Source organism: Variovorax sp. GW821-FHT09D05 (assembly GCF_059416325.1).
Genome location: NZ_JBWKOZ010000013.1, coordinates 113,740 through 140,162, shown reverse-complemented (window position 1 = coordinate 140,162; position 26,423 = coordinate 113,740). Strand labels below are relative to the sequence as shown.

The 26,423-nt window shown below is 66.9% G+C and carries 20 protein-coding genes; 11 read left to right on the top strand and 9 right to left on the bottom strand.

All coding sequences use genetic code 11. The features are described from left to right. Positions 1-37 precede the first annotated feature (37 nt). The 8 genes from AC07O3_RS30190 (at position 38) to AC07O3_RS30155 (ending at position 11,598) form a co-directional block, all read left to right on the top strand. On the top strand, positions 38-1,210 hold the full coding sequence (locus tag AC07O3_RS30190; RefSeq protein WP_093058837.1) for a BMP family ABC transporter substrate-binding protein: 1,173 nt from the start codon (positions 38-40) through the stop codon (positions 1,208-1,210). Between the two features lie 312 nt (positions 1,211-1,522). Continuing rightward, positions 1,523-5,569, top strand: a complete 4,047-nt coding sequence (locus AC07O3_RS30185) for a TOMM system kinase/cyclase fusion protein (protein WP_495341074.1) — start codon at positions 1,523-1,525, stop codon at positions 5,567-5,569. Between the two features lie 18 nt (positions 5,570-5,587). Further along, positions 5,588-6,370 carry a BMA_0021/BMA_0022 family TOMM bacteriocin gene (locus tag AC07O3_RS30180; protein WP_495341073.1) on the top strand — a complete coding sequence of 261 codons (783 nt, stop codon included), beginning with the start codon at positions 5,588-5,590 and terminating at the stop codon, positions 6,368-6,370. Between the two features lie 94 nt (positions 6,371-6,464). After that, the gene (locus AC07O3_RS30175; RefSeq protein WP_093179725.1) at positions 6,465-7,217 is read left to right on the top strand and encodes a class I SAM-dependent methyltransferase; all 753 of its coding nucleotides are present in this window, start codon (positions 6,465-6,467) and stop codon (positions 7,215-7,217) included. Beyond that, the gene (locus AC07O3_RS30170; protein WP_495341072.1) at positions 7,210-9,360 is read left to right on the top strand and encodes a TOMM precursor leader peptide-binding protein; all 2,151 of its coding nucleotides are present in this window, start codon (positions 7,210-7,212) and stop codon (positions 9,358-9,360) included. The genes AC07O3_RS30175 and AC07O3_RS30170 overlap by 8 nt, the downstream gene beginning before the upstream one ends. A 39-nt stretch (positions 9,361-9,399) precedes the next feature. Then, positions 9,400-10,344, top strand: coding sequence for an FHA domain-containing protein (locus AC07O3_RS30165; RefSeq protein ID WP_495341071.1), 945 nt, complete (start codon positions 9,400-9,402; stop codon positions 10,342-10,344). Between the two features lie 104 nt (positions 10,345-10,448). Further along, positions 10,449-11,105, top strand: a complete 657-nt coding sequence (locus tag AC07O3_RS30160) for a RhiA family protein (protein WP_093058886.1) — start codon at positions 10,449-10,451, stop codon at positions 11,103-11,105. 124 nt (positions 11,106-11,229) lie between these two features. Continuing rightward, entirely contained in the window at positions 11,230-11,598 is a 369-nt protein-coding gene (locus AC07O3_RS30155; protein WP_256216981.1) for a hypothetical protein, read from the top strand. Here the strand turns inward: AC07O3_RS30155 and AC07O3_RS30150 are convergent, their stop codons facing one another. The 3 genes from AC07O3_RS30150 to AC07O3_RS30140 all read right to left on the bottom strand — a co-directional run bounded on the left by AC07O3_RS30150 (position 11,599) and on the right by AC07O3_RS30140 (position 14,626). Next, entirely contained in the window at positions 11,599-11,991 is a 393-nt protein-coding gene (locus AC07O3_RS30150) for a nuclear transport factor 2 family protein (protein ID WP_093058832.1), read from the bottom strand. 95 nt (positions 11,992-12,086) lie between these two features. After that, positions 12,087-13,637, bottom strand: a complete 1,551-nt coding sequence (locus tag AC07O3_RS30145; RefSeq protein ID WP_495341070.1) for an amidase — start codon at positions 13,635-13,637, stop codon at positions 12,087-12,089. Beyond that, positions 13,637-14,626, bottom strand: a complete 990-nt coding sequence (locus tag AC07O3_RS30140) for a Bug family tripartite tricarboxylate transporter substrate binding protein (RefSeq protein ID WP_495341069.1) — start codon at positions 14,624-14,626, stop codon at positions 13,637-13,639. The genes AC07O3_RS30145 and AC07O3_RS30140 overlap by 1 nt, the downstream gene beginning before the upstream one ends. Before the next feature lie 163 nt (positions 14,627-14,789). On the opposite strand from AC07O3_RS30140, the gene AC07O3_RS30135 reads away from it, so the two are divergent. After that, the gene (locus AC07O3_RS30135) at positions 14,790-15,704 is read left to right on the top strand and encodes a LysR family transcriptional regulator (RefSeq protein ID WP_495341068.1); all 915 of its coding nucleotides are present in this window, start codon (positions 14,790-14,792) and stop codon (positions 15,702-15,704) included. Positions 15,705-15,749: 45 nt separating this feature from the next. Here AC07O3_RS30135 and AC07O3_RS30130 read toward each other — a convergent pair whose 3' ends face one another. The 6 genes from AC07O3_RS30130 to AC07O3_RS30105 form a co-directional block, all read right to left on the bottom strand. Next, positions 15,750-18,206 (bottom strand): GcvT family protein, encoded by a 2,457-nt coding sequence (locus tag AC07O3_RS30130; RefSeq protein WP_495341067.1) that lies wholly within the window; start codon positions 18,204-18,206, stop codon positions 15,750-15,752. Positions 18,207-18,239: 33 nt separating this feature from the next. Then, entirely contained in the window at positions 18,240-19,106 is an 867-nt protein-coding gene (purU, locus tag AC07O3_RS30125; RefSeq protein ID WP_495341066.1) for a formyltetrahydrofolate deformylase, read from the bottom strand. Positions 19,107-19,116: 10 nt separating this feature from the next. Then, entirely contained in the window at positions 19,117-20,247 is a 1,131-nt protein-coding gene (locus AC07O3_RS30120) for a 2-aminoethylphosphonate--pyruvate transaminase (RefSeq protein ID WP_495341065.1), read from the bottom strand. 56 nt (positions 20,248-20,303) lie between these two features. Further along, positions 20,304-22,028: a putative 2-aminoethylphosphonate ABC transporter permease subunit gene (locus tag AC07O3_RS30115; RefSeq protein ID WP_495341064.1), complete on the bottom strand. Its 1,725-nt coding sequence runs from the start codon at positions 22,026-22,028 to the stop codon at positions 20,304-20,306. Next, a complete protein-coding gene (locus tag AC07O3_RS30110; protein WP_495341063.1) occupies positions 22,025-23,161 on the bottom strand; it encodes a putative 2-aminoethylphosphonate ABC transporter ATP-binding protein in 1,137 nt (378 codons plus the stop codon). The genes AC07O3_RS30115 and AC07O3_RS30110 overlap by 4 nt, the downstream gene beginning before the upstream one ends. A 78-nt stretch (positions 23,162-23,239) precedes the next feature. After that, on the bottom strand, positions 23,240-24,280 hold the full coding sequence (locus AC07O3_RS30105; protein WP_093058824.1) for a putative 2-aminoethylphosphonate ABC transporter substrate-binding protein: 1,041 nt from the start codon (positions 24,278-24,280) through the stop codon (positions 23,240-23,242). A gap of 159 nt (positions 24,281-24,439) precedes the next feature. On the opposite strand from AC07O3_RS30105, the gene AC07O3_RS30100 reads away from it, so the two are divergent. Beyond that, a complete protein-coding gene (locus AC07O3_RS30100) occupies positions 24,440-25,168 on the top strand; it encodes a phosphonate utilization associated transcriptional regulator (protein ID WP_093058823.1) in 729 nt (242 codons plus the stop codon). Between the two features lies 1 nt (position 25,169). After that, on the top strand, positions 25,170-26,396 hold the full coding sequence (gene phnA, locus AC07O3_RS30095; RefSeq protein WP_426389697.1) for a phosphonoacetate hydrolase: 1,227 nt from the start codon (positions 25,170-25,172) through the stop codon (positions 26,394-26,396). Positions 26,397-26,423: the final 27 nt, after the last annotated feature.

The following is a 26,423-nucleotide window of genomic DNA, read 5'->3' as shown; positions in this document are numbered from 1 at the left end:
GTTTTCCGCCAACCTGTCCTTTTGAGGATTTCCGACAATGAATGATCTGAACAAGCGCTCCCTGCTCAAGCTGGCCGCTCTCACTGCGGTCGCTTCGGCGGCCCTGATCGGCTGCGGCAAGAAAGAAGAAGCGGCAGCACCGGCCGCGGCGCCCGCGCCGGCCCCGGCACCTGCTGCGGCCGCTCCGGCTCCGGCAGCGCCGCTGAACATCGCATTCGCCTACGTCGGACCGGTGGGCGACGGCGGCTGGACCTTCGCGCACGACAACGCCCGCAAGGCGCTCGAGAAGGAATTCGGCGACAAGATCAAGACCACCTTCGTCGAAAGCGTGCCCGAGGGCGCCGACGCAGAGCGCGTGTTCCGCGACATGGTCGGCCAGGGCAACAAGCTGATCTTCGGCACCACCTTCGGCTACATGGAGCCCATGCTCAAGGTCGCGGCCGACAGCAAGGAAGTGAAGTTCGAGCACGCCACCGGCTACAAGACCTCGGACAACATGCGCACCTACGACAGCCGCACGTACGAGGGCGCGTACATGGCAGGCGTCATTGCCGGCGCCATGACCAAGAGCAACACGCTGGGCGTGGTCGGCTCGGTGCCGATTCCCGAAGTGCTGCGCAACATCAACAGCTTCACGCTGGGCGCGCAGTCGGTCAACCCGAAGATCACGACCAAGGTCGTGTGGGTGAACGAGTGGTTCAGCCCGCCCAAGGAAACCGAAGCCGCCACCGCCCTCATCAACGGCGGCGCCGACGTGCTGTTCCAGAACACCGACTCGCCGGCCGTGCTCAAGACCGCACAGGAAAAGGGCAAGCGCGCCTTCGGCTGGGATTCGGACATGACCGCCTACGGTCCCAAGGCCCACCTGGCCTCGGCCACCATCAACTGGGCTCCGTACTACATCAAGGCCACCCAGGAAGCGCTGGACGGCAAGTGGGCCACCGGCCAGAGCTGGTGGGGCGTGAAGGAAGGCGCCATCGACCTCGTGTCGATCGCCGAAGACGTGCCGGCCGAAACCAAGGCCAAGGTCGAGGCCGTGAAGAAGGGCCTGAAGGACGGCAGCTTCGTGATCTGGAAGGGCCCGATCCTCGGCCAGGACGGCAAGGAAGTGGTTGCCAAGGACGCAGTGGCCGACGACAAGTTCCTGTCGGGCGTGAACTTCTACGTCAAGGGCGTCGAAGGCAAGGTGCCGGGCGGCGACAAGAAATAAGCTCGCCCCCAGGCTTCGCGCACTTCGTGTCGCTACGCCAACCCCCTACCGGGGGCGACACCTGAGGCCCGGCGGAGCCGGTTCCTCGGTGTCCGCGAATCGGCCACGTTCGCGAGCGAGGGCGCTTATACATTCAAAAGTTCTAACCTCCCGCGCGTTGCGCGGGTTTTCTTTTTTGGGGCGACCCAGTTGAAAAGTCCTCGCGTCCGCTACAGTAACAATTAGTGTCTAATTCGCGTTCCTGCCGCAGTGCAGATCGCGGCCGCAGCACGCTCCGGAGGACTCTCAACGATCCATCACGACGAGACTGAAATGCAGGATGCCGTCACCAACCCCACGCACGCAGTGTCGCAATCATCATTGCCGAATCCGTTGGAGATTCCGGGCTACGAGTTGCTGGAGGAGCTAGGCGCCGGCGGCTATGGCACCGTGTATCGCGCGCTGCAGAAGAACACGGGCACCGTGGTCGCAATCAAGGTCGTGAAGCTGCAGGTCGGCAGCCAGCGCGTTGCACGTTTTCACCGTGAGACGAAGCTCTGCGCCTCGCTGCACCACCCGCACATCGTCCAGTTGCTCGACAAGGGCGAGCAGGGCCCATGCGTCTATGGCGTCTTCGAGTACGTGCCGGGTGAAACGCTCACCAGCCTGATCCGGCGCAAGGGCGCGCTGACGGCCACCGAGACCGCCCACCTCATGGCGGAAGTGCTGGACGCGCTGGACTGTGCGCACAGCGCAGGCATCGTGCACCGCGACCTGAAGCCCGACAACGTGATGGTCACCTTCACCGGCGCCGTCCCGCATGCGAAGGTGCTCGACTTCGGCATCAGCACCGTCATTCCCTCGAACAGGGGTGCCGAGTTCCCTACGCTCACGATGACCGACGAGTCTCTGGGCACGCCGGCCTACAGCGCGCCCGAGCAGCTGCGCGGCGAGCCGCCCGGCGTCAAGTCCGATATCTATGCCTGGGGGCTGATGTTCATCGAGTGCCTCACGGGCGTGCCCGCCATTCGCGGCGCATCGGCGGCAGAAATTCTTCACCAGCAACTGAGCCCGCAAGAGGTGCCTCTGCCGGCGGAAATCGCCAGCCATCCGGTGGCCTCCGTGTTGCGCCAGGCATTGAGGAAAAAGGCGGCCGACCGCAGCGATTCGGCGGCCACGCTGCTGGCCGAACTCGGGCGCCTGCGGCTTGACGACCTGGTGGGTGTGCTGCGATCGGCGAAGCAGGCGCAAGACGAAGCTCTCAGCCACACCGTGGCCACCACGCGCGGCTTTTCCGAAAAGCGGCAGCTCACCGTGCTGTGCTGCAGCGTCTCCGTCTGGCCGGACGCCGGCGCGGACGAAGAGGGCATCGACGACGCCTTGCCCTCCGACATTGAAAACCTGGAGCTGCTGCAGCGCAACGAGCTCACCCTGTTCGCGGAAACCGCCACGCGGCGCGGCGGATTGCTGGCGGGCACGCTGGGCGACCGGATGATCGTGCTGTTCGGCTATCCGCACGCCAGCGACACCGATGCGCGGCAGGCCGGCATGACGGCGCTGGAGCTGATCGACCTGAGCCGCGAGCGCTCGGCCGCCATCGAGCAGGCGCACGGCGTGCACCTGGGCATTCGCATGGGCATGCACACCGGCATGGCGGTGGTGGCCGCCGGAGAAATCCCGTCGGGCCATGCCGTCAACGTCGCGGTGCGGCTCGAGGGCGTGGCCGATACCGGCACGCTGCTGGCAAGCGAAAGCAGCTACCGGCTGCTGGGCCGCCATGCGCGTTTCGACAAGGCCGGCAACGTGACCCTGCCGGGGCAGTCCGGCGGCATCCAGACCTACCGCCTGGGCGGTGAACAGCAGGCGCCCGCGCCGCATGGATCCGTGGAGCAGGCACTGCACACCGCGTGCATCGGACGCGAGCCCGAACTGCAACAGCTGCGCGCCGCATGGGCGCAGGCCCGGCAAGGCCACGGCGGCGCGGTGTGGGTCCGCGGCGAGCCCGGCATCGGCAAGTCGTGCCTTGCCGACGTGCTGCGCGAGCAGGTGGCGCGGGAAGGCTGGCAGACCGTCAGCGCGCAGTGCCAGCCCGAGAACCAGAACAACGCGCTGACGCCGTTCCTGACGCTGCTGCGCCAGCGCCTCGAAGCCGCGCCGGATGCAACCACGCCCGACGCCCGCCGCGAGCGGCTGCGCGAGGCCCTGCAGGCCGCCGGCTGCGACGCCGAAGCGGTACTGCCGATCTTCTGCGCGTGGCTGTCTCTCCCACTGGGCGATCGCGCACCCAGCCAGGTGTCTCCCGCGATGCAGAAGGGATTGCTGCTGCAGTCGACCGCACAGTGGCTGCTGCACATGGCCGAGGCGGCGCCGCTGCTGCTCCTGCTCGAAGACGTGCACTGGGCCGACCCCACGAGCATCGAGTTCGTCGAGCAGCTGGTTGCCCAATTGCCGCAGCAGCGCGTGCTGCTGGTGCTGACCGCGCGGCCCGAATGGGTGAAGCCGCCGGCGCTGCAGGCCGAGTGCATCGAGGTGCGTCGGCTCGAAGACGCGCAGGCCGCCGCACTGGCCCGGCAGGCGCTGGCGCCAAGAGTCGCCGCGCAGCAGGTGATCGACAACGTGGTCGCGCGCACCGACGGCGTGCCGCTGTTCATCCAGGAAATGGCGCGCATGCTGCTCGACGCCTACCTGGTGGAACAGGAGGGCGTCTGGGTCTTCAAGGACACGGCGCAGCCGGCTGCCATTCCGGTCACGCTGCGCGACTCTCTGGTCAGCCGCTTCGACCGGCTGGGCTCCGTCAAGGGGCTGCTGCAGCTGGCAGCCACCATCGGGCGGCAGTTCGATGCCGAATTGCTGTGCGCCTGTTCGGGCAAGTCGCCCGAAGCGATGGACAAGGACATGGCCGTGCTGCTCGACGCGGGGCTCGTGGCCCCGGCCGGGCCGCCGGGCGCCTTCATCTTCCGCCACGCGCTGATCCGCGACACCGCCTACGAATGCATGCTCGACGCGCAGCGCCGGCAACAGCACCGCAACGTCGCGCAGACGCTGCTGAGCAGCCAGCCTCAGCGCGTGGCCAGCGAGCCGGGCAGCGTGGCCCAGCACTGGGCCGATGCGGGCGAGCATGCGGAGGCCGTCGCGCTGGCCGTGCGGCAGCTGCTCATTACCCAGCACCGCTCGCTGAACGACGAAACCATTGCCTATGCCCAGCACATCGACGGCTGGATGGCGCACCTGGACAGCGCCGCGCAGCGCGAGGCGCGGCTCGACGTGAACAGCTACGTCACGCAGGCCATGATGAACAAGTACGGCTGGGCGCATGCGCAGGTGGTGGACCGCATCGCCCTGTCGCAAGAGCTGCTCTCCGACGACGTGGCGCGCGAGAAGCAGGTGCAGCACCTGTGGACGCTGATCACCTTCCACCACGTCGCGAGCAATCGCGCCGAGGTGCAGCAGCTGAGCAACCGGCTGCTCGACCACGCCACCCAGCAGCAGGACGAGGGCGTGTTCGTCGCGGCGCAAACGTACCTCGGGCTCGCGCACTATTCCGACGGCTATTTCGAGCGCGCCGAGCAGTCGCTGACGGACGGCATCGAGCGCTACAGCCCCGAGGGGCATGCGCACCATGCCGCCTACTTCGGCTTCGACACCCGCGTGTGGGCGACCACGGGGCGCGCACTCGTGCGCTGGTTCGCGGGCCACGACGCGGCCGCGCGCGCCGACGCCACCAATGCCGTGCGCTGGGCTCGCGAGATGTCGCACATTCCGTCGCTGAGCATGGCCCTGCTGTACCAGAGCCTTGGCCATCAGGGCCGCAACGACAAGGCGCGGGCGCTGGTGAGCACGGGCGAGCTGCTCGGCATCACCGAGCGCTATGGCCTGCCGGCATTCCAAGGCTACGCGGCAATCATCCGCTGCTGGGCCACCGGCGACGTCGACAACATCGCGCAGGCCGACGGCTGGGTGCAGGCGCTGTGGGGCATGGGCTGCCGCTATTGCCAGACCTACTACCGCGCCTTTGCCGCCGACACGCTGGCCGCCAATGGCCGCTGGGGCGAGGCGCTGGAGCGGATCGACGAGTGCCTGCGCCTGGCGGACGAGCTCAAGGAAGGGCTCTACAGGTCCGAGCTCCATCTGCAGAAGGCCCGTTACCTGCAGGCCTCGGGCGGCGAACACGACGCAGTGGCCGAGTGCTTCTCGCAGGCCGCCAACGTCGCGCGCGAGGGCGCGAAGTACAGAACCGAATACGAAGCCCTGGCGGCGTTGCAGGCACTGGCACCCGCCGGGCACAACGTGGCTGGACGCCTCAAGGAGCTGGCCGACCTGCGGCCGGAACTGTCGTCGCGCATGCCCGTGCATGCGCCTGTTTCTCGAACCATGTCTTGAACCAAGGATGAAGTCACCATGACCTTTCAAAGCCAAGCTGCCGACCCATTGCTCGAATTCCGCCTTGCCTACCTGCGCGGCATTGCCAAATCGTGGCAAGACGACGCCTATCGCGCAAAGCTGCTCGGCGCGTCGGACATCCAGCAGATGCTGCACGACGACTTCGGCCTGCCGACGCAGTGGCCGCTGCTCGACATCTCGCTCTTCCAGGACCCCAATCCGGACATGCGCGCCGCATGGAAGCCGATGCTGACGTCCGGCTGGGTCGGCCCTGACGATTCCTTCGTCATCGTGCTGCCGCAGGCACCGTCGTCGCAGGCCACGGAGGCCCTGGCTGCTTACTACCAGCTGTTCCCGGACTTCATGGGCCCTGCTGCCGCCTTCGAAACGCCGACCGGCCTCATTGGTGGCGCGCTGCCCACCGGCCTCGGCATTCCTGGCGGCGGCGACGGTTCGCTGCTGGCGTTCGGCGGCGTGGTGCTGCGTGCGGTCGCCCTCGCATGGCAATCGCCGGAGTTCCTCTTCGACCTGACGCGCGACCCCGACACCGACAAGGCGCCCGTGCTGAGCCAATGGCTGGGCTACAACAACCCGTTCAACTTCAAGATCCTGTTCACGACCAACTCCGCCTTCACGTGGGACGCGGCGAAGGGCGAATGGAACCTGAAGAACGCCAACGACTCGTTGATCAAGAACGGCATCCGTCTCAACTACCCGACTGCTCCGGTGGAAGTGGAGCTGCGGCCGATCGCGCTCACCTCGTACAACAACACGGGCCCGGCCTATCCCTTCACCTGCTGAGTCCGCTGCCGAACAGGGGCAGGCCACGGGCGCGCTGCAAGGCGCCTCGGCCACGCTCCTGCTGACGCTGGCCGCGCGTGCCGACTCCGGCAGCGTGGCCGATGCGTCGGTGTTTTCCGATCCCGAGGCGCGGCGCATCGCGGCGTCGCTGCCTTTCGATCTGTCGGCTTACGCGAAGGACGCGGCATTCGTCAGGAGCGTTGTCCTGCGTGCCGCACTGTTCGACCGCTATGCGGCCGAGTTCCTCGCGGCCCACCCTGCCGGCCTGTGCATCACGCTCGGCGCGGGGCTTTGCACCCGGCGCAGCCGCCTCGGGGCCGCCGTCACGGCGAATTCCCGCTGGCTGAACATCGATCTGCCTGAAGCCATCAGCCTGCGGGCGCAGCACGTCGCGCGTCATGAGGGCGAGAGCGACCTCGCATGCTCGGTGCTCGACGACGCGTGGTTCGACGCCGCCGACCTGCCCGGCGAGCGGCCCGTGCTCGCGATGCTGGAGGGTGTCTGCCCCTATCTTCCGCAGGCGCCGCTGGAGGCGCTTCTGCGCCGGTTGGCCGGCCGCTTCGAACACACCGCCACGCCATGTGTCGTCGTGCTCGACCACGTGCATCCGGTGTTCGCGCGCATGCCCATGGAGGTGGGCGGCATGCGGTTGCCGGTGGTGTCGGGCTTCGAGGATGGCGCCCGCATCGCAGGCCTGCATCCGGCGATGCGAGTGCTGTCCGAAGACCATATCTACGCGCAATTCTCGGAACAGCATCGGCTGTTCGAGGCGGCGTTCCGGGCCACGACGGGGGCCTGGCCCTATGCCGTCGTGCGCCTCGCGCTGGGCCTGAAAGACGATGAGTAGCGCTGCGGCGGCGCCGGATTTCTTCGGCGAGGTTTTCCGTTGGCACGACAAGTACCTGCCGCCGGTGGTGCTGCAGGACCGCCTGCTGCTGCCCAGCGAGAACGACCTGTCGGTGCTCGGCTCGCCGGGAGTCATGGCCGTCGAACGCGTGCTGCGCGAGGGCGTCAGCCTCGCCACCTATTGCCGCACCGAAGGTGCGGCCGCACTGCTTGCACAGATGCTGCATGCGCTCGAGGCGTTGACGCGCCAGGGGCTCGTGCGACCCGTTGCGATGGACGGCAGCGAGCCCTACCTTGTGCCCGATTTTTCGGCGGTGCATGTGCGCACGGCCATCTCCGACCACGTGGATGTCATCGCGCTGTCGAACGCGGTGAGCGGCGACGCGGCAAGCGGCTGGGCGCAGGCGTTCGCCGACACCGGCCTCACCCTCGTTTTTTGCGACGACTACCTCGACCCCCGGCTCGGCACCATCGATGCGCAGCAGCGCGCCTCGGGTCGTCCCTGGCTGCTGGTCAAGCCCACCGGCGAACAGGCCATGGCCGGCCCATTCTTCAGGCCGGGCGCGGCGACGGCCGGCCCCTGCTGGCATTGCCTCGCGCACCGCTGGCTGAGGAACCGGCCGGCGCGTGCATGGTGGCAGGCGCGGCATGGCACCCCGGGCAGCGGCCTGCCGGTGCGGGCAGGTGACCGGCTAGTCGCCGAACGTCTCGGCCAGTTGCTGCCCATCGCGCAGCAGATCGCCACGCATGCGGACGCACAGGTGCGGACGCTGGATTCGCCGCAGCTGCATTCCGTCGCCGCCCGCCCCCAGTGCCCGCATTGCGGAACGCCGGGGCTCGTCGCGCAGCGGCAACGCGAACGCATCGTGCTGGCGCCGGGCCTACCCATTGGCCGGCGCGATGGCGGCTGGCGCACGGTGCCGGCCTCGGTCACGGTGGCGCGGCTGGCGCCGCACGTCAGCCCGCTGTGCGGGGTGATCGCGCAGATCGCGCCGCTGAACGCCGAATCCGAGGGCGCGCTGACGGTCTATCGCAGCGAAATCTTCAGGACGCCGCCGCCCGGCGACGATCTCTTGCCCGGCGCGCTGACCCAGATCTGCCTCGGCAAGGGCATGTCGATGGACCAGTCCCGCGCCAGCGCGCTGTGCGAGGCGGTCGAGCGCTATGCCGCCTTCCACCAGGGCGACGAAGCCTCGGTCGTGGCCTTCGCCGCCGACCTCGATGCGCGCTGCATCCAGCCGCAGGCGCTGGCGCTCTTCAGCGACCGGCAGCGCGAGCGATTCGACACGGCGCAGAAGCCTCCGCATGCCGTGGCGTCGTCCGTGTCGTCCGGGCCCGCATGGTGGACGCCTGCCTGGTCGCTCACGGCCGATGAACGCTGCTACCTGCCGCTGGCCTTCTGCTTCGCCCACGCGCCGGCGCAAAGCCAGTGCCACGTCAGCTGGACATCGAACGGCTGCGCCGCCGGGAACACGCGCGAGGAAGCCATCCTGCAGGGCTTTCTCGAACTGGTGGAGCGCGATGCCGCCGCCATCTGGTGGTACGGTGAAGTTCCCAGGCCGGCCATCGACCTCGGCGGCCTGTCCGACGAAATCCGCCAGCGCGTCGAACGCACCTGCGGCCCGCAATGGGAGAGCTGGGTGCTCGACATCACCCACGATTTCGGCATTCCGGTGGCGGTTGCCATCGGCCGGCATCTGCAGACGGGCGCGTGGGCCATCGGCTTCGGCTGCAGCCCCGACCGTGCGCTGGCCTGCGAGCGTGCGCTCACCGAAATGAGCCAGTTGATCGCGGCCGGCAAGGCCTTCGCGATGCAGCGTGCCGCCGGGGAAGAAGGCCCGCCGCGCTTTCTCATGCCGTCGGGCGCGGGCAACGTAGTGCCGGCGCCAGCCGCGCGCACGGACATCGCAGAGGAGATCCGGCGCTGCGTTGCCATTGCCGCTGCGCTCGGCCTGGAAACCATCGTCCTGGACCACACGCGCCCCGACATTCCCCTGCACACTGTGAAGGTGGTCGTGCCGGGGCTGTGCCACATCTGGCCGGAGCTGGGCAATCCGCGCCTGTACCGCGTTCCAGTCGCCATGGGATGGCGCGACACTCCGGTGTGCGAAAGCGACCTGAATCCGCAGGCGCTGTACGTCTGATACGGTCCGATTTCAAGAGAAGGAGAAAAGGGAAAGCCGATGGCCATTTTCAGGAACAAGCTCGACGAGCGCGCCATCATGCTGCGACCCGTGCACGCCTTCGGCCGCCGCGCCTCGGCGTGCCAGACGGTGCTGAAGGCAGCGGACGTGTCGCAGGTCCATGCGATGGTGCGATGGAACAGGCACACATGGGAAATCGTCGACCAGAGCCGCAACGGCACCACCGTGAACGGCGAGCGGCTGCCCAGCGGCCGATGGACTGCCTTGCCCGTGGGCGCCGAAGTCCGCATGGGCGTGGGCGATGAAACGGCCTGGACCGTGGTCGACCTGGCACCGCCGGTCACCTGCCTTTTCCCTGTCGATGGAGGCGTTGCCCCGCTGGCGCTGGGCCTGCGCGAGAACCTGCTGCCGGACGAGCACCAGCCCGAAGTGAACGTGTATTTCCAGGACGGCAGATGGATGCTCGAGCACATCGACGGCATCGAGCCCCTGAGCGACGGTGCCATGGTCCGCACCGCGGTTCGCAAGTGGGAGTTCGTGCTGTGCGACGACCTCGCGTTCACTTCCGAGAACCCGATCACGCCGTCGGCGCCGGACTCGGCATCTGCGGATGTCGCGCTGCACTTCAACGTCAGCCAGAACGAGGAGCACACGAGCCTGAGCCTGGTGGCGGAAGGCAAGTCGGTATCGCTCGGCGAACGCATCCATCACTACACCCTCGTCACGCTCGCGCGCGTGCGCCAGAAAGACGCGCAAAGAGGAATCGCGCCGCAGAGCCAGGGCTGGATCGGGCTGGACGAACTGTCGCGCATGCTGGGCGTGGAGCCCTCCTACGTGAACATCCAGATCTTTCGCGCCAAGCACCAGATCCTCAATGCATTGCCGCCCCATCTGGCCGAGCCGCCGCTGGTCGAGCGGCGTCGCGGGACCGTGCGGCTGGGCAACTATCCCTTCGAGATCCAGGGCGGTGCACAGCCTGTGTAATCGTCTGTAATTCCATTCGACCCCTGCGCTCCCTAGAGTGACGTCAAGTTCGGTGCCGCCGTCGCGGCATGAACTGGCTGATCAACCACTTCCGGGAAGTTGTCATGGGAATGATCTATTCCGTCACGGTCAACAACCATGCGAGCCATTCGGCTTATTTCATGGTGTTCCAGAACGACCCGACGCAATGGGCGCCGAATGCCCTGTCGCTGGCCTGGTTCGCCAGGTTCTCGAACCCGAGCCCGACTTCGCGCGTCAAGTTCCAGTGGAGCATCGACACCGGCTTCTCCTGGGCCGAGACGGGCGAGCTGCAGCCCGGCATCCAGTTCATCGCCACTGAAACCTACGACCCCAGCGGCCTGAACAACAAGATCACGCTGGACTACAACGGCGCCTACCGGTTCGTGAACCCCACCCAGGGGCCCGACCAATCCCGCTTCTATCTCGCCGAATCGCCCAGCATCCCGATGAGGTCCGCGGCCGCTGTGGGCGTGACCATGGGGGGCAGCACGGTGTATGCGGCGCAGGCGCGCCCCAACCAGAACCTGGCCTTCTCGCCGCGGCCCAAGTACTTCATCGCCTACGGTGACTACGAGGAAGGCGGCGTGATCGACGTCAGCACGGTCAACAACCCGCTGGAGCTGCCATTCCCGGCAGGCGTCTACGCGTTGACCACCACGCTGAACGCAGACGGTACCTGGGACCAGCCGGAGAGCCTGGCCCATTCCAACGCGAGCCGCCTGCGACTGCTCGCGGCCTGAAATTCCAAGCCTGTCACACAACGTGCGCCTCCGCCGAGGATGACGACCATGAGAAAGCCACGCCATGTTGCAATACCCCATGCCGCTGAGGCAGCCATCACCGCTGAAGTTCCGGAGTCCGGCGATGCACTCGCAAACCGCCGTTGAAAGAGTCGCCATGCGGCGCGTGTTCCTGGTGCCCCCAGGTGCCCGCCCGGAGGATCCCGGCGTCGACTGCCTGCCCATGGACGAAGAGGTCTGGGAGCGCGGCTACACGCTCGTGATCGACGAAGTCAAGCGCGGCCTGCTGCAGGACTTCTGGAAGAACTACTACGGCGCCTCCGCCGAAATGGCGATGTCCGGCGACCGGCTGATGGAGTTCCGCAAGGACATCATGGCGATCACGCCGGACTGCCTGTGCGAGCCGACCGTGTTCCGCTTTCTCGTGCAGCTGACCCGCATGTGCGTGCGGGCGTACAGCGTGCAGGGCAGCCTGCAGGTGGTCGCCGACTGACTAGGATTGCGCCGCCTGGAGCTGCGCCGCCATCTTCTGGTGAATGAGGTTCACCGCCTTCAGGGGGCGCAGCATCACCTTGAACTCGGTGATCCTGCCTGCGTCGTTCCACTTCATCATGTCGACGCCGTTGATCTGGATGCCGTCCAGCTCCAGCGCGAATTCGAGCACGGCGTCGTTCGCGGACCGGAGCTCGCGCACATAGCGGAAGCTCTCGTTGAAGAAGACCTGGAACGCCGCGGCCAGGTACTTCTGCGTGATGGCTTTCCCGACCTGGGGCTTGTGCACCACCGGCGAGTGGAAGACGGCCTCGTCGTCCAGCAGGGCGTCGAGCCCCGCCACGTCGCGTTCCTTGACGAGCCGGTGCCAGGTGGCGAGGGTGTCGATGGCCATGGTTCTCCTGAGGCTGTGAGTGAAGATGCCCGGCATTTGACGCACCCGCGTGCGACATGGCAAGGCTTCCCCCGCGCCTTGGCGACTCGGCTCCCTCAGACGGCAGACGCCGCGGCAGCCCTCGTACCGCGACGGTCGAAGACCGGCGGCGTCTTGACGATCGAAGTCAGCGCGGGTTCGGCCATGCGCAACGAGGCCAGGTCGGGCCGCGGGCGGCGCAGCGGCGCGTGGGCCGAGAAGGCTTCTTCCATCGCCCGCGCTGCGCCCAGCACCTGGTGGTCGGCGCGAAAGCCGCCCACCACCTGCAGCCCGAAGGGCATGCCCGCATGGTCGAGACCGCAGGGCAGCGAAATGGCCGGGTGCGTGGTCAGCGTGACCACGTAGGTCAGCGCCAGCCAGCGGTAGTAGTTGGCCTGCTGCTCTCCGTTGATGTGGCCGGCATACAGCTGCGTCCACGGAAAGGGCGACACCGGCGTGGTGGGCGACAGCACCAGGTCGTAGTCGGCGAAGGTCGTCTGAAAGCGCTTGATGAGCCGCGTCTGCTCGGCCTGCGCCCAGGCGCTGTCGAGCAGGCTCATGCGAGCGCCCATCTCGTAGTTCGCGCGCGGGTTGGGTCCCAGGCTGGCGGGGTCGCGCTCGTAGGCCGCCTGCATGCCTGCCACGAAGGCTTCGGCACGCAGCACGTCGAAGCAGCGGTGCGCCTCGCCCATGTCGAACTCGACCTTGTCGCAGCGGCGGAACAGGTGCCGCATGGCTTCGATCTTCTGCCGGAAGGTGGCGCGGATGCCGTCGTCCACTGCGCAGGTGCCGAAGTCTTCGGTCCACGCCACGCGCAGGCCGGCCAGGTCGACCTGCGCGGGCGCCAGAAAAGACATCGGGTCGAGCGGATAGCTCAGCGGGTCGCCCGCGTGCATGCCGGCGGATGCCGCCATCTGCAGGCAGGCGTCTTCCACCGTCCGGCCCATGGGGCCGACGACCGAAATGGGCGTCCAGCCCAATGGCTTGCGCACGCTGGGCACGATGCCCGGCGACGGCCGGAAGCCCACCACGCCGCACTTGGCCGCCGGAATGCGGAGCGACCCGCCGGTGTCGGAGCCGGTGCACACGGGCAGCATGTCGCAGGCCAGCGCAGCCGCCGAGCCGCCCGAGGAGCCGCCGGCATTCAGGTTCGGATTGAAGGGGTTGCCCGTGGCGCCCCACACGTCGTTGCGCGAGTTGGCGCCCGCGCCCATCTCGGGCACGTTGGTCTTGCCCGCCACGATGGCGCCCGCGCGGCGCAGGCGGGCCACCAGCTCGATGTCTTCCGTGGGCACGTGGTCGCGGTAGATCGCCGAGCCCCAGGTCGTGAGCAGGCCTTCGGTGGGCTCCAGGTCTTTCACGCCCAGCGGAAGGCCGTGCAGCAGGCCGAGCGCATCGCCGCGCATCACGGCGCTTTCGGCCACCATGGCTTCGTTGCGCGCGCGCTCGAAACAGGTTGCGGTCACCGCGTTGACGAAGGGATTCACGCGCTCGATGCGCGAGATGCATGCTTCAAGGAGCTCGACGGGCGAGATGGCCTTGCTGCCGATGAGGCGGCGCAGTTCGACGGCGGATTTTTCGACGAGCTCGGTGCTGGTGTCGCGGGATGTGTTGTTCGTCGGGTTCATCAGTCGGCTGTGATGTTTGCGCGAGCCGCAACGGCACGCATCAAGGGCAGTTCGCGGTTGATCAGCTCACTCGACGCGGTACTGCTGCTGAACGCCGGCTCCAGCCCCTGGCCCAGCAGCTTGGTACGCGTTTCGGGGTCGGCGATGGTCGCGGCCAGCGCCTTCTCAAGCTTGGCCTTCACGTCGACGGGCACGCCCTTCGGGACGGCGATCATCAGCCACGAGTCCATGTCGACGCTGGCATAACCGCTCTCGGCGAAGGTGGGCACGTCGGGCAGCAGGGCGGAGCGCTTCGCAGTCGTCAGCGCAATGGCCTTGATCTTTCCGCTCTTGAGCTGCGGGATCGCCGCGCTCACCGTGTCGATGCTGAACGGAATCTGGCCTCCCATCAGGTCGGTCATTGCGGGCGCGCTGCCCTTGTAGGGGATGTGCGTCATCTTCAGGCCAGTGGCATGCAGCATGGTTTCACCGGCGAACTGCGCGGTGGTGCCGGTGCCGAAGGAGCCGTACGAATACTTGCCCGGCGAGGCCTTCACGTAATCGACGAACTGCTTCACCGTCTGCACAGGCACCTCGCTGTTCGCCAGCAGGATCAGCGCGACGCGACCCGCGATGCCGATGGGGTCGAAGCTCTTCACCGGGTCGTAGGGCAGGGTGGCGCGGATCGCGGGGTTGACGGTGAACGTCGAGCCCGAGCTGATCAGCAGCGTGTAGCCGTCGGGCGCGGCCTTCGACACATAGCTTGCGCCGACCACCGTGCCGGCGCCCGCGCGGTTCTCGATGATGACGGGCTGGCCGAGCTCCTTGCCCAGACGTTGCGCGATCACGCGCCCGTTGACGTCCGTCGCCCCGCCCGGCGGGAACGGAATGACCAGCGTGATCGGGCGCGAGGGAAAGTCCGCCGCGGCGGCGGGCGCGGTCAGCGGCAGGGCGCCAAGTGCGAGGCCACATACCAGTGCCATGCGCGCCATGAGCGGGAGACGGTTCATCGGGAACTCCTGGATTTCGACGGGGGATTTCGATGGGGATCGGGAGAGGGCGGGTTCATCCTAGGAGCGTCATGCCGGTGTCACAAGCGCAATGTTTAGAATTCTGCGTTGCCGAATCGGCAATCCACGCAATCCGTTTCGGGCCATGCCACAGGAGAAATTCATGCAGCTTCGTGCCTTGCAGGAGACCGCGGTGCGCTACTTTCTCGAGGTCGTGAAAACCGGCTCCGTGAAGGAGGCAGCGCTCAAGCTCAACGTGGCGCCCTCGGCGGTGAGCCGGCAGGTGGCGCGGCTGGAGCGCGAACTCGACACCCTGCTGTTCGAGCGCCATGCGCGCGGCATGGTGCCCAATGCCGCGGGCGAGCTGCTGGCGGCACACGCCAAGCGGGCGCAACAAGACATCGAGCGGGTCACGAACGACATCGCCGGCCTGCGCGGCCTGCGCAGCGGCCATGTGCGCGTGGCGAGCACCGAGGGCTTTGCCTTCGACTTCATTCCCAGGCTGATCGCGGCCTTCCGCCGCAAGCACGAGGGCATCCGCTTTCACCTGGAGGTCTGCTCGCCCACCGATATTTCGAGCCAGGTGCGCGACGGCGAGGCCGACGTAGGCATCACCCTGAGCGCTGCGCCCGAGCCCGGCATCGAGATCCAGCTGCGGTACCCCAGCCCCATCCTCGCCGTGATGGCCAGGGACCACCCATTGGCGCAGCAACGGCAGCTGTCGCTGCGCCAGGTGGTCGCGTATCCGCTGGGGCTGCCGCAGGAAGACAGCTCCATACGCCGCCTGCTCGACGCAAGCTGCGCCCGGCAGGGGCTGCGCTATTCACAGGCCATGTCCAGCAACCACGCGAATGCGCTACTGAGCTTTGCAGCGGCCGGCGGCGGCAGCATCGCCTTCTACGGCCCGCTGTCGATACGCACGCTGCTGCAGAGCAAGGCGCTGGTCGCCCTCCCCGTGAAAGACCGCGAAATGAACGAACGGCACCTGGAGATAGAGACCATGGCGGGCCGCTCGCTGCCCGATGCCGCGAAAGCCTTCGTGCGGCATCTGGTGGAGGCCGTCAAGGCCAGCGGATAGGCCCTGGGGTTGCGCCGCCTTCAGCGGGCGTCAGGCTGGTTTCAGCTATCCGCGCCGTTCGAGCGCAGCCTTGATGAGCGAAGGGTAAGGCGGCCGCGATTGCGGCGTGGCTGCAAAGCGCTGGCCGGCGATGTCGATTTCGTACTCGCCGTGCATTGCCTCTTCCCTCGTCAGTGGTTCGGCGCTGCGTGCGTAGCCCATCACCACCATCCGCTCCAGTACCGCGCTGTAAGCCGTGGAGGTCAGCTCGCCGACGGCCTTGCCGTTGCGCAGGATCGGTTCGCCACCCCATGCGAAGGCCTGCGGGTCGTCCAGCGTGAACATCATCAGCCGCTTGGAGAGCCGTTCGGGTGTGATCTTCGCGAGCGCGGCCTGTCCGATGAAGGCAACCGGCTTGTCCAGCTGGACCGCGAATTCCAGGCCCGCCTCGAACGGGTTTTCGTCCGGACCAAGTTCGAGACCGAAGGCCCGGCGCCCGGCCTCGATGCGCAAGGCGTCGATCGTGTAGTAGCCGCCGTCGCGAAGGCCCAGGTCGGTGCCCGCGTCGAACAGCGTGTCGTACACATGCACCGCCATCTCAGTCGGGATGTACAGCTCCCATCCCGGACCGCCGACGTACGAGACCTTGGCCGCGAGTGCGCGCGCGTAGCCGACGTCGATCTCGATCACTGCCGATTGTGGAAACGCCTCCTTGCCCAGGTCCTGTGGCGTGACCCGGGACAGCAGCTGCTGCGCCTTCGGGCCGGTCACCGTGAGGGTGCAGTAGCTGGAGGTCACGTCCGTCACCGTCACATGCTCGTGCGCATGCATGTGGCGCCTGATGTGGCCGATGTCGCGGCAGGGCTGAGCGGAGCCGGTGATGATCAGGAAGCAGTCTGCCGCCAGCCGCATCACCGTGAGGTCGCTCTCGAAGCCGCCGCGTTCGTTGAGCAGCGCGGTGTAGACCATGCTTGCAGGCCGGATCGCCACATCGTTGGCGCACAGGCGCTGCAGCAGCAGCTCGGCGTCGCGGCCCTGCACCATGAGCTTGCCGAACGAGGTCTGGTCGAAGACAACCACGTCTCGCCGCACCGCCATCTGCTCTTCGATGCAGGCATCCAGCCAGTCGGGGCGGCCGAAGCCGTAGCGGGCGTGCGCCTCGTGCCCCGGCAATGCGAACCAGCTCGCGCGCTCCCATCCCAGCTTGCTGCCGAAGGCGGCGCCCTTGGCCTTGAGCCGGTCGTACAGCGGCGAGCGGCACAGCGGTCGTCCGGACTCCAGCTCGTGGCGCGGCCAGCGCATTGCGTAGTGCAGCCCGAGCGCTTCCACCGTGCGGTCCTTCAGCCAGCGCCTGTTGCTGTTGAAGGGCGCGAAGCGGCGGATGTCCACGTCGAGCAGATCGGCCGGCGCGGCACCGCCGACGATCCATTCGGCGATCAGCTTGCCCGCGCCGCCCGCGTTGGCGATGCCGGCCGAGTTGAAGCCGGCGGCCACGAAATAGCCGCGCACTTCGGGCGCTTCGCCGAGGATGAAGTTGCCGTCCGGCGTGAAGCTCTCGGGGCCGTTCAGGAACAGCTTGATCTCGGTGGTCTCCAGCGCCGGCGTGCGGTGCACCGCTTCGTCGAGCAGGATCTGGAACTGGTCCATGTCGTCCGGCAGCAGCTGGAACTCGAACTTCGGCGGGATGCCGTCCATGCCCCAGGGCTTGGCCACCGGCTCGAAGCCGCCCATCACCAGGCCGCCGACTTCTTCCTTGTAGTAGATGTAGCCGTCGGGGTCGCGCAGCACCGGCAGGTCCCGGTGGACGCCTTCGATCTCCTTGGTGACCAGGTAGAAGTGCTCGGCCGAATGCAGCGGAATGTTGACGCCCGACATCTTGCCCAGCTCGCGCGCCCATTGGCCGGCGCAGTTGAGAAAGCTCTCGCAGCGCACCGTGCCCTGGCTGGTCTCGACGCCGACGATGCGGCCGTTCTCGATGATCGTGCCGGTGATCTGCACGCCCTCGAAAATTTTCGCTCCGCGGTTGCGCGCGCCCTTGGCCAGCGATTGCGTGAGGTCGGTCGGGTTCGCCTTGCCGTCGCCGGGCAGCCAGACTGCGCCCACGAGATCGTCGATGCGCATCAGCGGCCACAACTCCAGCGCTTCGGCCGGCGTGATGAACTCGGCCTCGATGCCGAAGCTGCGGGCCGTGGCGATGGTCCGTCGCAGAAGCGTCATGCGCTCGGGCGTTCGGGCGACCGTGATGCTGCCGCACTGTTTCCAGCCGGTGGCCAGGCCCGTCTCGGCTTCGAGCGAGGCATACAGGTCGATGCCGTAGCGGCTCATCTTCGTCATGCTGCGGTTCGCGCGCAGCTGGCCGACCAGCCCGGCGGCATGCCAGGTCGTGCCGCAGGTGAGCTGGCCTTGTTCGAGCACGATCACGTCGGTGCAGCCGAGCTGGGTGAGGTGGTAGGCCGCGCTGCAGCCGGCAATGCCGCCGCCCGCAATGACGACCTGCGCATGGGAGGGAAGTGGCGTCGCCATGATGTGTCGGAGGACTCGTTGATTGAGGGAGGGTTACTTGAAGACCACCGTCTTGTTGCGATGGACCAGGATCCGGTCTTCCAGGTGGAGGCGCACGCTGCGCGACAGCACGCTCTTTTCGATGTCCTTGCCGAGCCGCACCATCTCCTCGATCGAGTTGCCGTGGTCGATGTCGATCACGCCCTGGTCGATGATCGGGCCGGCGTCGAGCTCGGCCGTCACGTAGTGGCTGGTTGCGCCGGTCATCTTCACGCCGCGCTCGAAGGCCTGGTGGTAGGGCTTGCCGCCGACGAAGGCCGGCAGGAAGCTGTGGTGGATATTGATGATGCGGTTGCGCAGGCGCTGGGTCATGTCGTCCGACAGCACCTGCATGTAGCGTGCGAGCACCATGAAGTCGCCGCTGAACTCGCGGAACAGCCGCTCCACTTCGGCGTAGGCCTGCGTCTTGGTGTCGGGCGTCACCGGCACGTGGAAGAACGGGATGCCGTGCCACTCGACGAAGGATCGCAGGTCGTTGTGATTGGAGATCACGCACGGAATTTCGCAGTGCAAGTCCTTGTTGCGCCAGCGGTGCAGCAGGTCGTTCAGGCAGTGGTCGAGCTTGCTCACCAGCACCAGCATGCGTTTCTTCACCGAGCTGTCGGAAACGCTCCACTCCATGTCGAACTGCTTGGCGACCGGCGTGAAGCGTTCGCGCAGTTCGTCCAGGTAGAAGGGCAGCGTGTCGGCCTGGATCTCCACCCGCATGTAGAAGCGGTTGTGCAGCGCGTCACCGTGCTGTGCGGCCTGGGTGATCAGGCCGCCGTGGCTTGCGATGAAGCTGCCCACGCCCGCCACGATGCCCGTGCGGTCCGGGCAGGTGAGGGTGAGGATGTAGCGGCGTGGCGTTTCGTCGCCCATTGCCATGCCTTCAGGCGGCAACGGGTGCGGTGACGCGGCTGATGCCCATGGCCTTGAGCGTCTCGCCGATGGCGGCCACGGCGCCCGGAATGCCCGCCTCGCCGAAGTGGCCCATGCAGCCGACGCGGAAGGTCTCCACCTGCGTGAGCTTGCCGGGGTAGAGGATGTAGCCGCGCTTCTTCACCTCCTGGTAGAAGGTCTTGAAGTCGTAGTTGGCATCGTCGGGCGCGTGGAAGGTGACGATGATCGGCGCCTGGATGGCGGACTCCAGGAAGCTGCGGATGCCCAGCGAAGCCAGGCCTTCGATCAGCGCCTTGCAGTTGCGCGCATAGCGCCCGCCGCGCGCCGCAAGGCCGCCTTCCTCGATGTACTGCGCGATGGCGGTGTCGAGCGCGGCGACCACGTGCGTAGGCGGCGTGAAGCGCCACTGCGTGGTCTTCTCCATGTACACCCACTGGTCGTACAGGTCCATGCTCAGCGAGTGGCAGTTGCCTTCGCACTTCTCGAGCGTGCTGCGCTTGATGACGACGAAACCCATGCCCGGCACGCCTTCGAGGCATTTGCCCGAAGCGGCGACGACCGCATCGAAGGGCGTCTTGCGCGCATCGATCTCCAGCGCGCCGAAGGAGCTCATGGCGTCGATGATCAGCCCGCGGCCGTGCCTGGCGACGACCACCGCGATCTCGTGCAGGGGGTTGAGCACGCCGGCGCCGGTTTCGCAGTGCACCACCGCGACGTGGGTGATGCCTGGGTCGGCCGCGAGCGCCCGGTCAACGTCGGCCGGCGAGACCTGCTTTTCTTCCGTGTAGTCGATGGTGGTCAGCTTGCGGCCGAGCACCTTGCAGATCTTGGCGAGCCGCTGGCAGTACGCGCCATTGCTCGGCACCAGCACGTGGCCGTCGCGCGGCACGACGGTGCCGATGGCAGCTTCCACCGAGAAGGTTCCGCTGCCCTGCAGCGGCACGCATTCGTGCGTGCCGGTGCCGTGCACGATCTCCAGCACATGCTTGCGGATGCGCGCGGTGATCTGGTTGAAGTCGGCGTCCCACGATCCCCAGTCGCGCAGCATCGCCTGCCGCGTGCGGTCCGAAGTGGTCAGAGGGCCGGGCGTGAGAAGAATGGGGTAGGGGGCTTGACTCATGATGTCTCCAGGCAGGGAAAGGAATGAGAGGAAGGGGAAGACAGAGGGGCCGCCGTTCAACCGCGGCTCAGGTTGCGCCAGGCCTGCGTGCGCGACAGCAGCACGCGCGTCAGCAGCGAGTAGGCGATGCACACGATGGTCGAGGTGACGACGATCAGGCTGGCCAGCGCCGCGGCCGGGCCGATGTCGCCGGCGTCGTCAAGATGCATGATCGCGACCGAGGCCAGGATGGTCTCCGGCGTGTAGAGAAAGATGGCGCACGACAGGCTGGCCATCGACACCACGAAGAAGTAGCGCCCGATGTCCAGGATCGCCGGCAGGCACACCGGCACCGTCACGCGCAGGAAGGTCTTGAAGAACGGCACCTTGAGCGAGGCCGACACGGCTTCGAACTCGTTGTCGATCTGCTTGAGCGCCGTCACGGCCGTGAGATGGCTCGAGGTGTAGTAGTGCACCACCATCGAGATGATCAGGATCGCCATCGTCTGGTAGAGAAAGTTCAGCGGGTTGGCCGGATGGTTGAAGAACATCACGTAGCCCAGCCCGAGCACAAGGCCCGGCACCGCCATCGACAGCACCGCCATCAGATGCATGCCCTTGCGCATCAGGCCGAGGTTGCGCGTCTTCTCGATCAGGTAGGCGCCCACGAAGACGATCAGCGAGCCGGCCACGGCGGTGGCCATGGCAACGATCAGGCTGTTGCCGTAGGCCGCGGCCATGTCGCTTTCGACCAGCACGAAGTGGTAGTGCTTGAGCGTGAGCGAAAGGTCGTAGGGCCACAGCGAGATCAGCGAGGTGTAGATCGCCATGCCGATGGTGGCCAGCAGCAGCCCGCACACGGCCGCGCAGAACAGCATCAGCAGCGGATCGGCGAGCTTGCGGCGCTTGGGGCTGTAGGGCACCGAGCGGGCCGTGAGCTGCGCCTTCAGCTTGCGCCGCACCACGTAGTCGATCACGAAGGAAATGATCGAGGGAAGCAACAGCAGCATGCCCACCACCGCGCCGATGGAGAAGTTGTGCTGCCCGACCACCTGCTTGAACACATCGACCGACAGCACGTTGAAGTTGCCGCCGATCACCTTGGGCGCGCCGAAGTCGCTCACCACGTAGGTGAAGACCACGGTCGCCGCGCTGATGAGGCCGTACTTGCACGAGGGTAGCGTGATGGTCATGAACTGGCGCGACGGCCGCGTGCGCAGCGCGGTGGCCGCCTCGTACAGCCGGCCGTCGGCGAGCGACAGTGCGGTGACCAGGATCATCAGCGCATGCGGAAAGGTGTTGTAGACCTCGGCCAGGATGATGCCGGGCGCGCCGTAGATCGACGCGCCGCCCAGCAGGAACTTGAGAGCCCCCTGGTTGCCGAACCACTGCACGAAGGAAATGGCCGAGAGCAGCGAGGGCGCCAGCAGCGGAATCAACGCGATGAGGCGGAACACCGCCTTCAGCGGCGCCGGCATGCAGCTGCGCGTGAGCGCGTAGGCAAAGACGAAGGCGGTGGGCACCGAGATCATCACCACCGCCGCCGAGACCCACACCGAATTCCACGCCGCGCGCAGCAGGCTCGGCGTCTGGAAGTAGGTGATGAAGTGGGCGAGGCCGACGAAGCGGCCGTCCTTGTCCTGCACCGCATGGGCCAGGATGGTCGCCAGCGGTGCGATCAGGAACACGAAGAGCATCGCCATCACCACGAACAGGATGACCCGGGCAATGGTCTCGTCGCGGCTCCAGCGCATGGCCGGTCGCGCGGCGAACGAAGGGCGAGGGTGTGCCAGCGTGTTCATGGCTTCAGGCTGCGTGCAGAGAAGGCGCGGATGCGGTTGGCGCGCAGCGCGATGTCGATGGTGTTGCCTTCGCGGATGTCGAGGTCGTGCAGCTGGTTGAGCGAGAAGTGCAGGCCGAGCGTTTGTCCGTGCAGCGCATCGGCCGTCACTTCGGCGATGCACAGGCCGCCGAGGAATTCGACCTTGGTGACCAGCGCCTGCAGGCGGTTGGCCGTGTCGTCGCCCAGGTGCTCGACCGCACGGTCTTCGGGGCGCAGGTAGAGGTTGACGGCTTCGCCGGGCTCGAAGGCACCGTCGCAGGCATCGCACTGCAGTTCCATGTCGCCCACCTTGAAGCGATGGTTGCCCAGCGCCACCGCGCGCAGCACGTTGACCTTGCCGACGAAATCTGCAACGAAGGGCGTGGCCGGCTGTTCGTAGACTTCCATCGGCGTGCCGACCTGCTCGATCACGCCGTGGTTCATGACCACGATGCGGTCGGCCATCGACAGCGCCTCTTCCTGGTCATGCGTGACCATGATGGTCGTGATGCCGACCTGCTTCTGCAGCCGGCGGATTTCGCCGCGCAGGCGAATGCGCTCCAGCGCATCGAGCGCCGACAGCGGCTCATCGAGCAGCAGCAGGCCGGGGCGCGTGGCGAGCGCGCGGGCCAGTGCCACGCGTTGCTGCTGGCCGCCCGAAAGCTGGCTCGGGTATTTGCTGCCCGAGGTCGGCAGGCCGACGAGCTTCAGCAGCTCTTCGACTCGCACCTTGATCTCACCCCGTTTGGCGCGACTGTTGACCAGCCCGTAGCCGATGTTCTCGGCAATCGACAGGTTGGGAAAGAGCGCATACGACTGGAACACGATGCCGTAGTCGCGCCGGTCCGGCGGCAGCCACGAGACGTCCTTGCCGTTCTGCAGGATCTGCCCGGCGGTCTGCGTTTCCAGCCCCGCGATGATGCGCAGCAGCGTGGTCTTGCCGCAGCCCGAGGGGCCCAGAAAGCACAGCATCTCGCCCGGGTTCACGCGCAGGTGCACGTCGCGCAGCGCACTGAAGGATTCGAAGTCCTTGCGAACGCCGACGATCTCGAGCGCTGCAGGAGCGCTAGCAGGCACCGGGCTGGCAATGAACTTGGTGTCGGTCATATCCATTTTTCGCACTCGTCGTTGGCGGGCGTCACCACTGCGGCAGCGCCCGCGGATTGAAAGTCGTCGGGAATGCCGTCGGGCCTACTTGGGTTCAGCCTTGCCTTCGTAGCGCTTGCTCCATTCCGCCAGGATGCGCTCGCGGTTCTTCGCTGCCCAGTTGATGTCGTTCTTGGCGAGCAGCTTTTCGTAGTTGTCCGGAATGCCTTCGAGCTTCGAGGCCACGCCGGGGTAGGCCACCACCGCCCACCATGTGGAGGTGATCTGGTTGGCCTCCTTGCTGGCCATCCAGTCGGCGAAGCGCTTGGCCTGTTCCGTCTTCTTGCTCGTCTTCATGATGCTGGTGGCCTCGATGTCCCAGCCCAGGCCTTCCTTCGGAAAGATCAGGTCGACCGGCGCGCCCGACTTCTTGACCTGGTGCGCGCGGAACTCGAACGAGATGCCGATGGGGAACTCACCCGCTCCAGCCTGCTTGCAGGGCTTGGAGCCCGAGTGCACGTACTGGGCGATGTTCTGGTGCAGCGCGTCCATGTACTTCCAGCCTTCGGCGTCGCCCATGTTCTGCAGCCATGACGACACGTCGAGATAACCGGTGCCGCTGGAGGCCGGGTGCGGCATCGAGATGGTGCCCTTGTAGACAGGCTTGGCCAGGTCCTTCCAGCTCTCGGGCTTGGGCAGGCCGAGCTTCTGGGCCTCGACGCGGTTGAAGCAGATGGTTGCGGCCCAGACGTCCATGCCGACCCAGGCCGGCGGGCGGGCGCTGTCGGAATAGGCGGGGTTCAGGTCCTTGAAGCCCTTGGGCTCGTAGGGCAGGAGCATGCCTTCCTGCTGCAGCAGCGCGAGGCTGCTGGCGGCCAGGCCGGCCACCACGTCGGCCTGCGGGTTGGCTTTTTCGGCCAGCAGCTTGGCGGTGACGATGCCGGTGGAGTCGCGCACCCACTTCACTTCGATGTCGGGGTTGGCTTTTTCGAAGGCGTCCTTGTAGAGCTTCATGGCGTCGGTCTCGAGCGCCGTGTAGACCAGGAGCGGAGTCTTCTGCGCCCAGGCGGCGCCGCCGGCCATGAGGCCTAGCGCCGCAACGCACAGGGCCGCGGTGAGACGGCGCGTGCTTTGTTTCATCGTCATCTGTTTCTCCTGAAGTGGCTTGCTGTCACAGGGGGTGAGTGAGTGGCGGGCTCCGGCGCGTGGCGTTCCAAGGTCCGGTGAACGCAATGTAGATTGCTGATTGAAGACTGTCAATAAAAAATTGTTGACAGTTTTCAATCCTCGGGGAAAATACGCCCCATGGTCACCACCAATCACTCCGCCGCCCTCGCGTTTCTCCAGTCCAGCTCGCTGCCGATGCTGATGCAGGAAGAAATCGAGCGTTTGATCATGACGGGCGAGCTCCCCGTGGGCAGCCGCATCAACGAGAGCGAACTCTCGCAGCGCTTCAACACCAGCCGCGGCCCTATCCGCGAGGCGTTGCGTGCGCTGGAAGAGGCCGGCCTCGTGCGCAACGAAAAGAACCGTGGCGTCTTCGTGCGCGAGATTGCGTTCGAGGAAGCCGACGAAATCTACGAACTGCGCGAGGCGCTGGAAGAAATCATCGGCCGGCGCGTGGCGCTCGCCATCAAGCCCGACGCGGTCGAGCGCCTGCGCGCCATGCTCGATGCAATGCGCTCGGCAGCCCAGGCGCAGGACGTGGAGCAATACGCGCAGCTCAACCTGCAGTTCCACGAGATCCTGCTCGACACGGCCGGCAGCAAGAAGCTCACCGAAACCTACAAGCGCCTGGTCAAGGAGCTGCACCTTTTCAGAATGCGTGCGCTCGACAGCGGCGGCGGCCTGCGCGTGTCGGCCGACGAGCACCGCGACATCGTCGACGCCATTGCCAGCGGCGACCCCGACACGGCAGGGCGCGCGCTGCGCCAGCACGTCGCGGGCAGCCGCGCGCGCATGCACAAGGCCTTCGGCCGCGCCGATTCCGACGCGGCGACCGCATCGAACAACCCACCCCAAAAGGAAGTCTGAAATGACACCGGAGACACTCGAAGTCAATGCCCGCAGCTACCGCTGGATGAGCCGCCCCGTCGTGGTGGTGTGCGTCGATGGCTGCGAGCCTGCGTACCTGGACGCGGCCATCGCAGCCGGCGTAGCCCCCTGCATCGAGCGCATGCGCAAGACCGGAGCCGACCTGCTGGCCGACTGCGTGGTGCCCTCCTTCACCAACCCGAACAACCTGTCCATCGTCACCGGCGCCCCGCCGGCCGTGCACGGCATCTGCGGCAACTACTTCTTCGACCGCGAACTCGGCCAGGAAGTCATGATGAACGACCCCAAGTACCTGCGCGCGGGCACCGTGCTCGCAGCCTTCGCCGATGCAGGCGCCTCGCTCGCGGTGGTCACCGCCAAGGACAAGCTGCGCAAGCTGCTGGGCCACCGCATGAAGGGCATCTGCTTCTCGTCCGAGAAGGCCGACCAGGCCACCATCGAGGAGAACGGCATCGACGGCGTGGTCGAGATGGTCGGCATGCCCGTGCCCTCGGTGTACAGCGCGGAGCTCTCGGAGTTCGTCTTCGCCGCCGGCGTGAAGCTGATGGAATCGCGCCGCCCCGACCTGATGTACCTGTCGACCACCGACTACGTGCAGCACAAGGCCGCCCCCGGCAGCCCCGCGGCCAACGCCTTCTACGCCATGATGGACGGCTACCTCGCGCAGCTCGATGCGCTGGGCGCCACCATCGTGCTCACGGCCGACCACGGCATGAACGACAAGCACGACGCCGACGGCGCCCCCAAGGTCATCTACCTGCAGGACGTGCTCGACGACTGGTATGGCAAGGACCAGGCCCGCGTGATCCTGCCGATCACCGACCCGTACGTGGTGCACCACGGTGCGCTGGGCTCGTTTGCCACCGTGTACGCCCCCGACGAGGCCCGCGTGCCGGGCTGGATCGAGCGCATCCAGCGCCTGCCGGGCATGGAGCTGGTGCTCTCGCGCAAGGACGCGGCCGCGCGCTTCGAGCTGCCGCCCGACCGCATCGGCGACATCGTGGTGGTCAGCGAGCAGAGCACGGTCATCGGCACCTCGGCCAGCCGGCATGACCTGTCGGCACTGGAAGTGCCGCTGCGCTCGCACGGCGGGGTGTCGGAGCAGCGCGTGCCGCTGATCTGCAACCGGCCGGTCACCGGCATTGCCGCCAGCCGCCGGCTGCGCAACTTCGATGCGCTGGACCTCGCGCTGAACCACGCCCAGTAACGACAACGACTTCCGGAGCACTCCCCC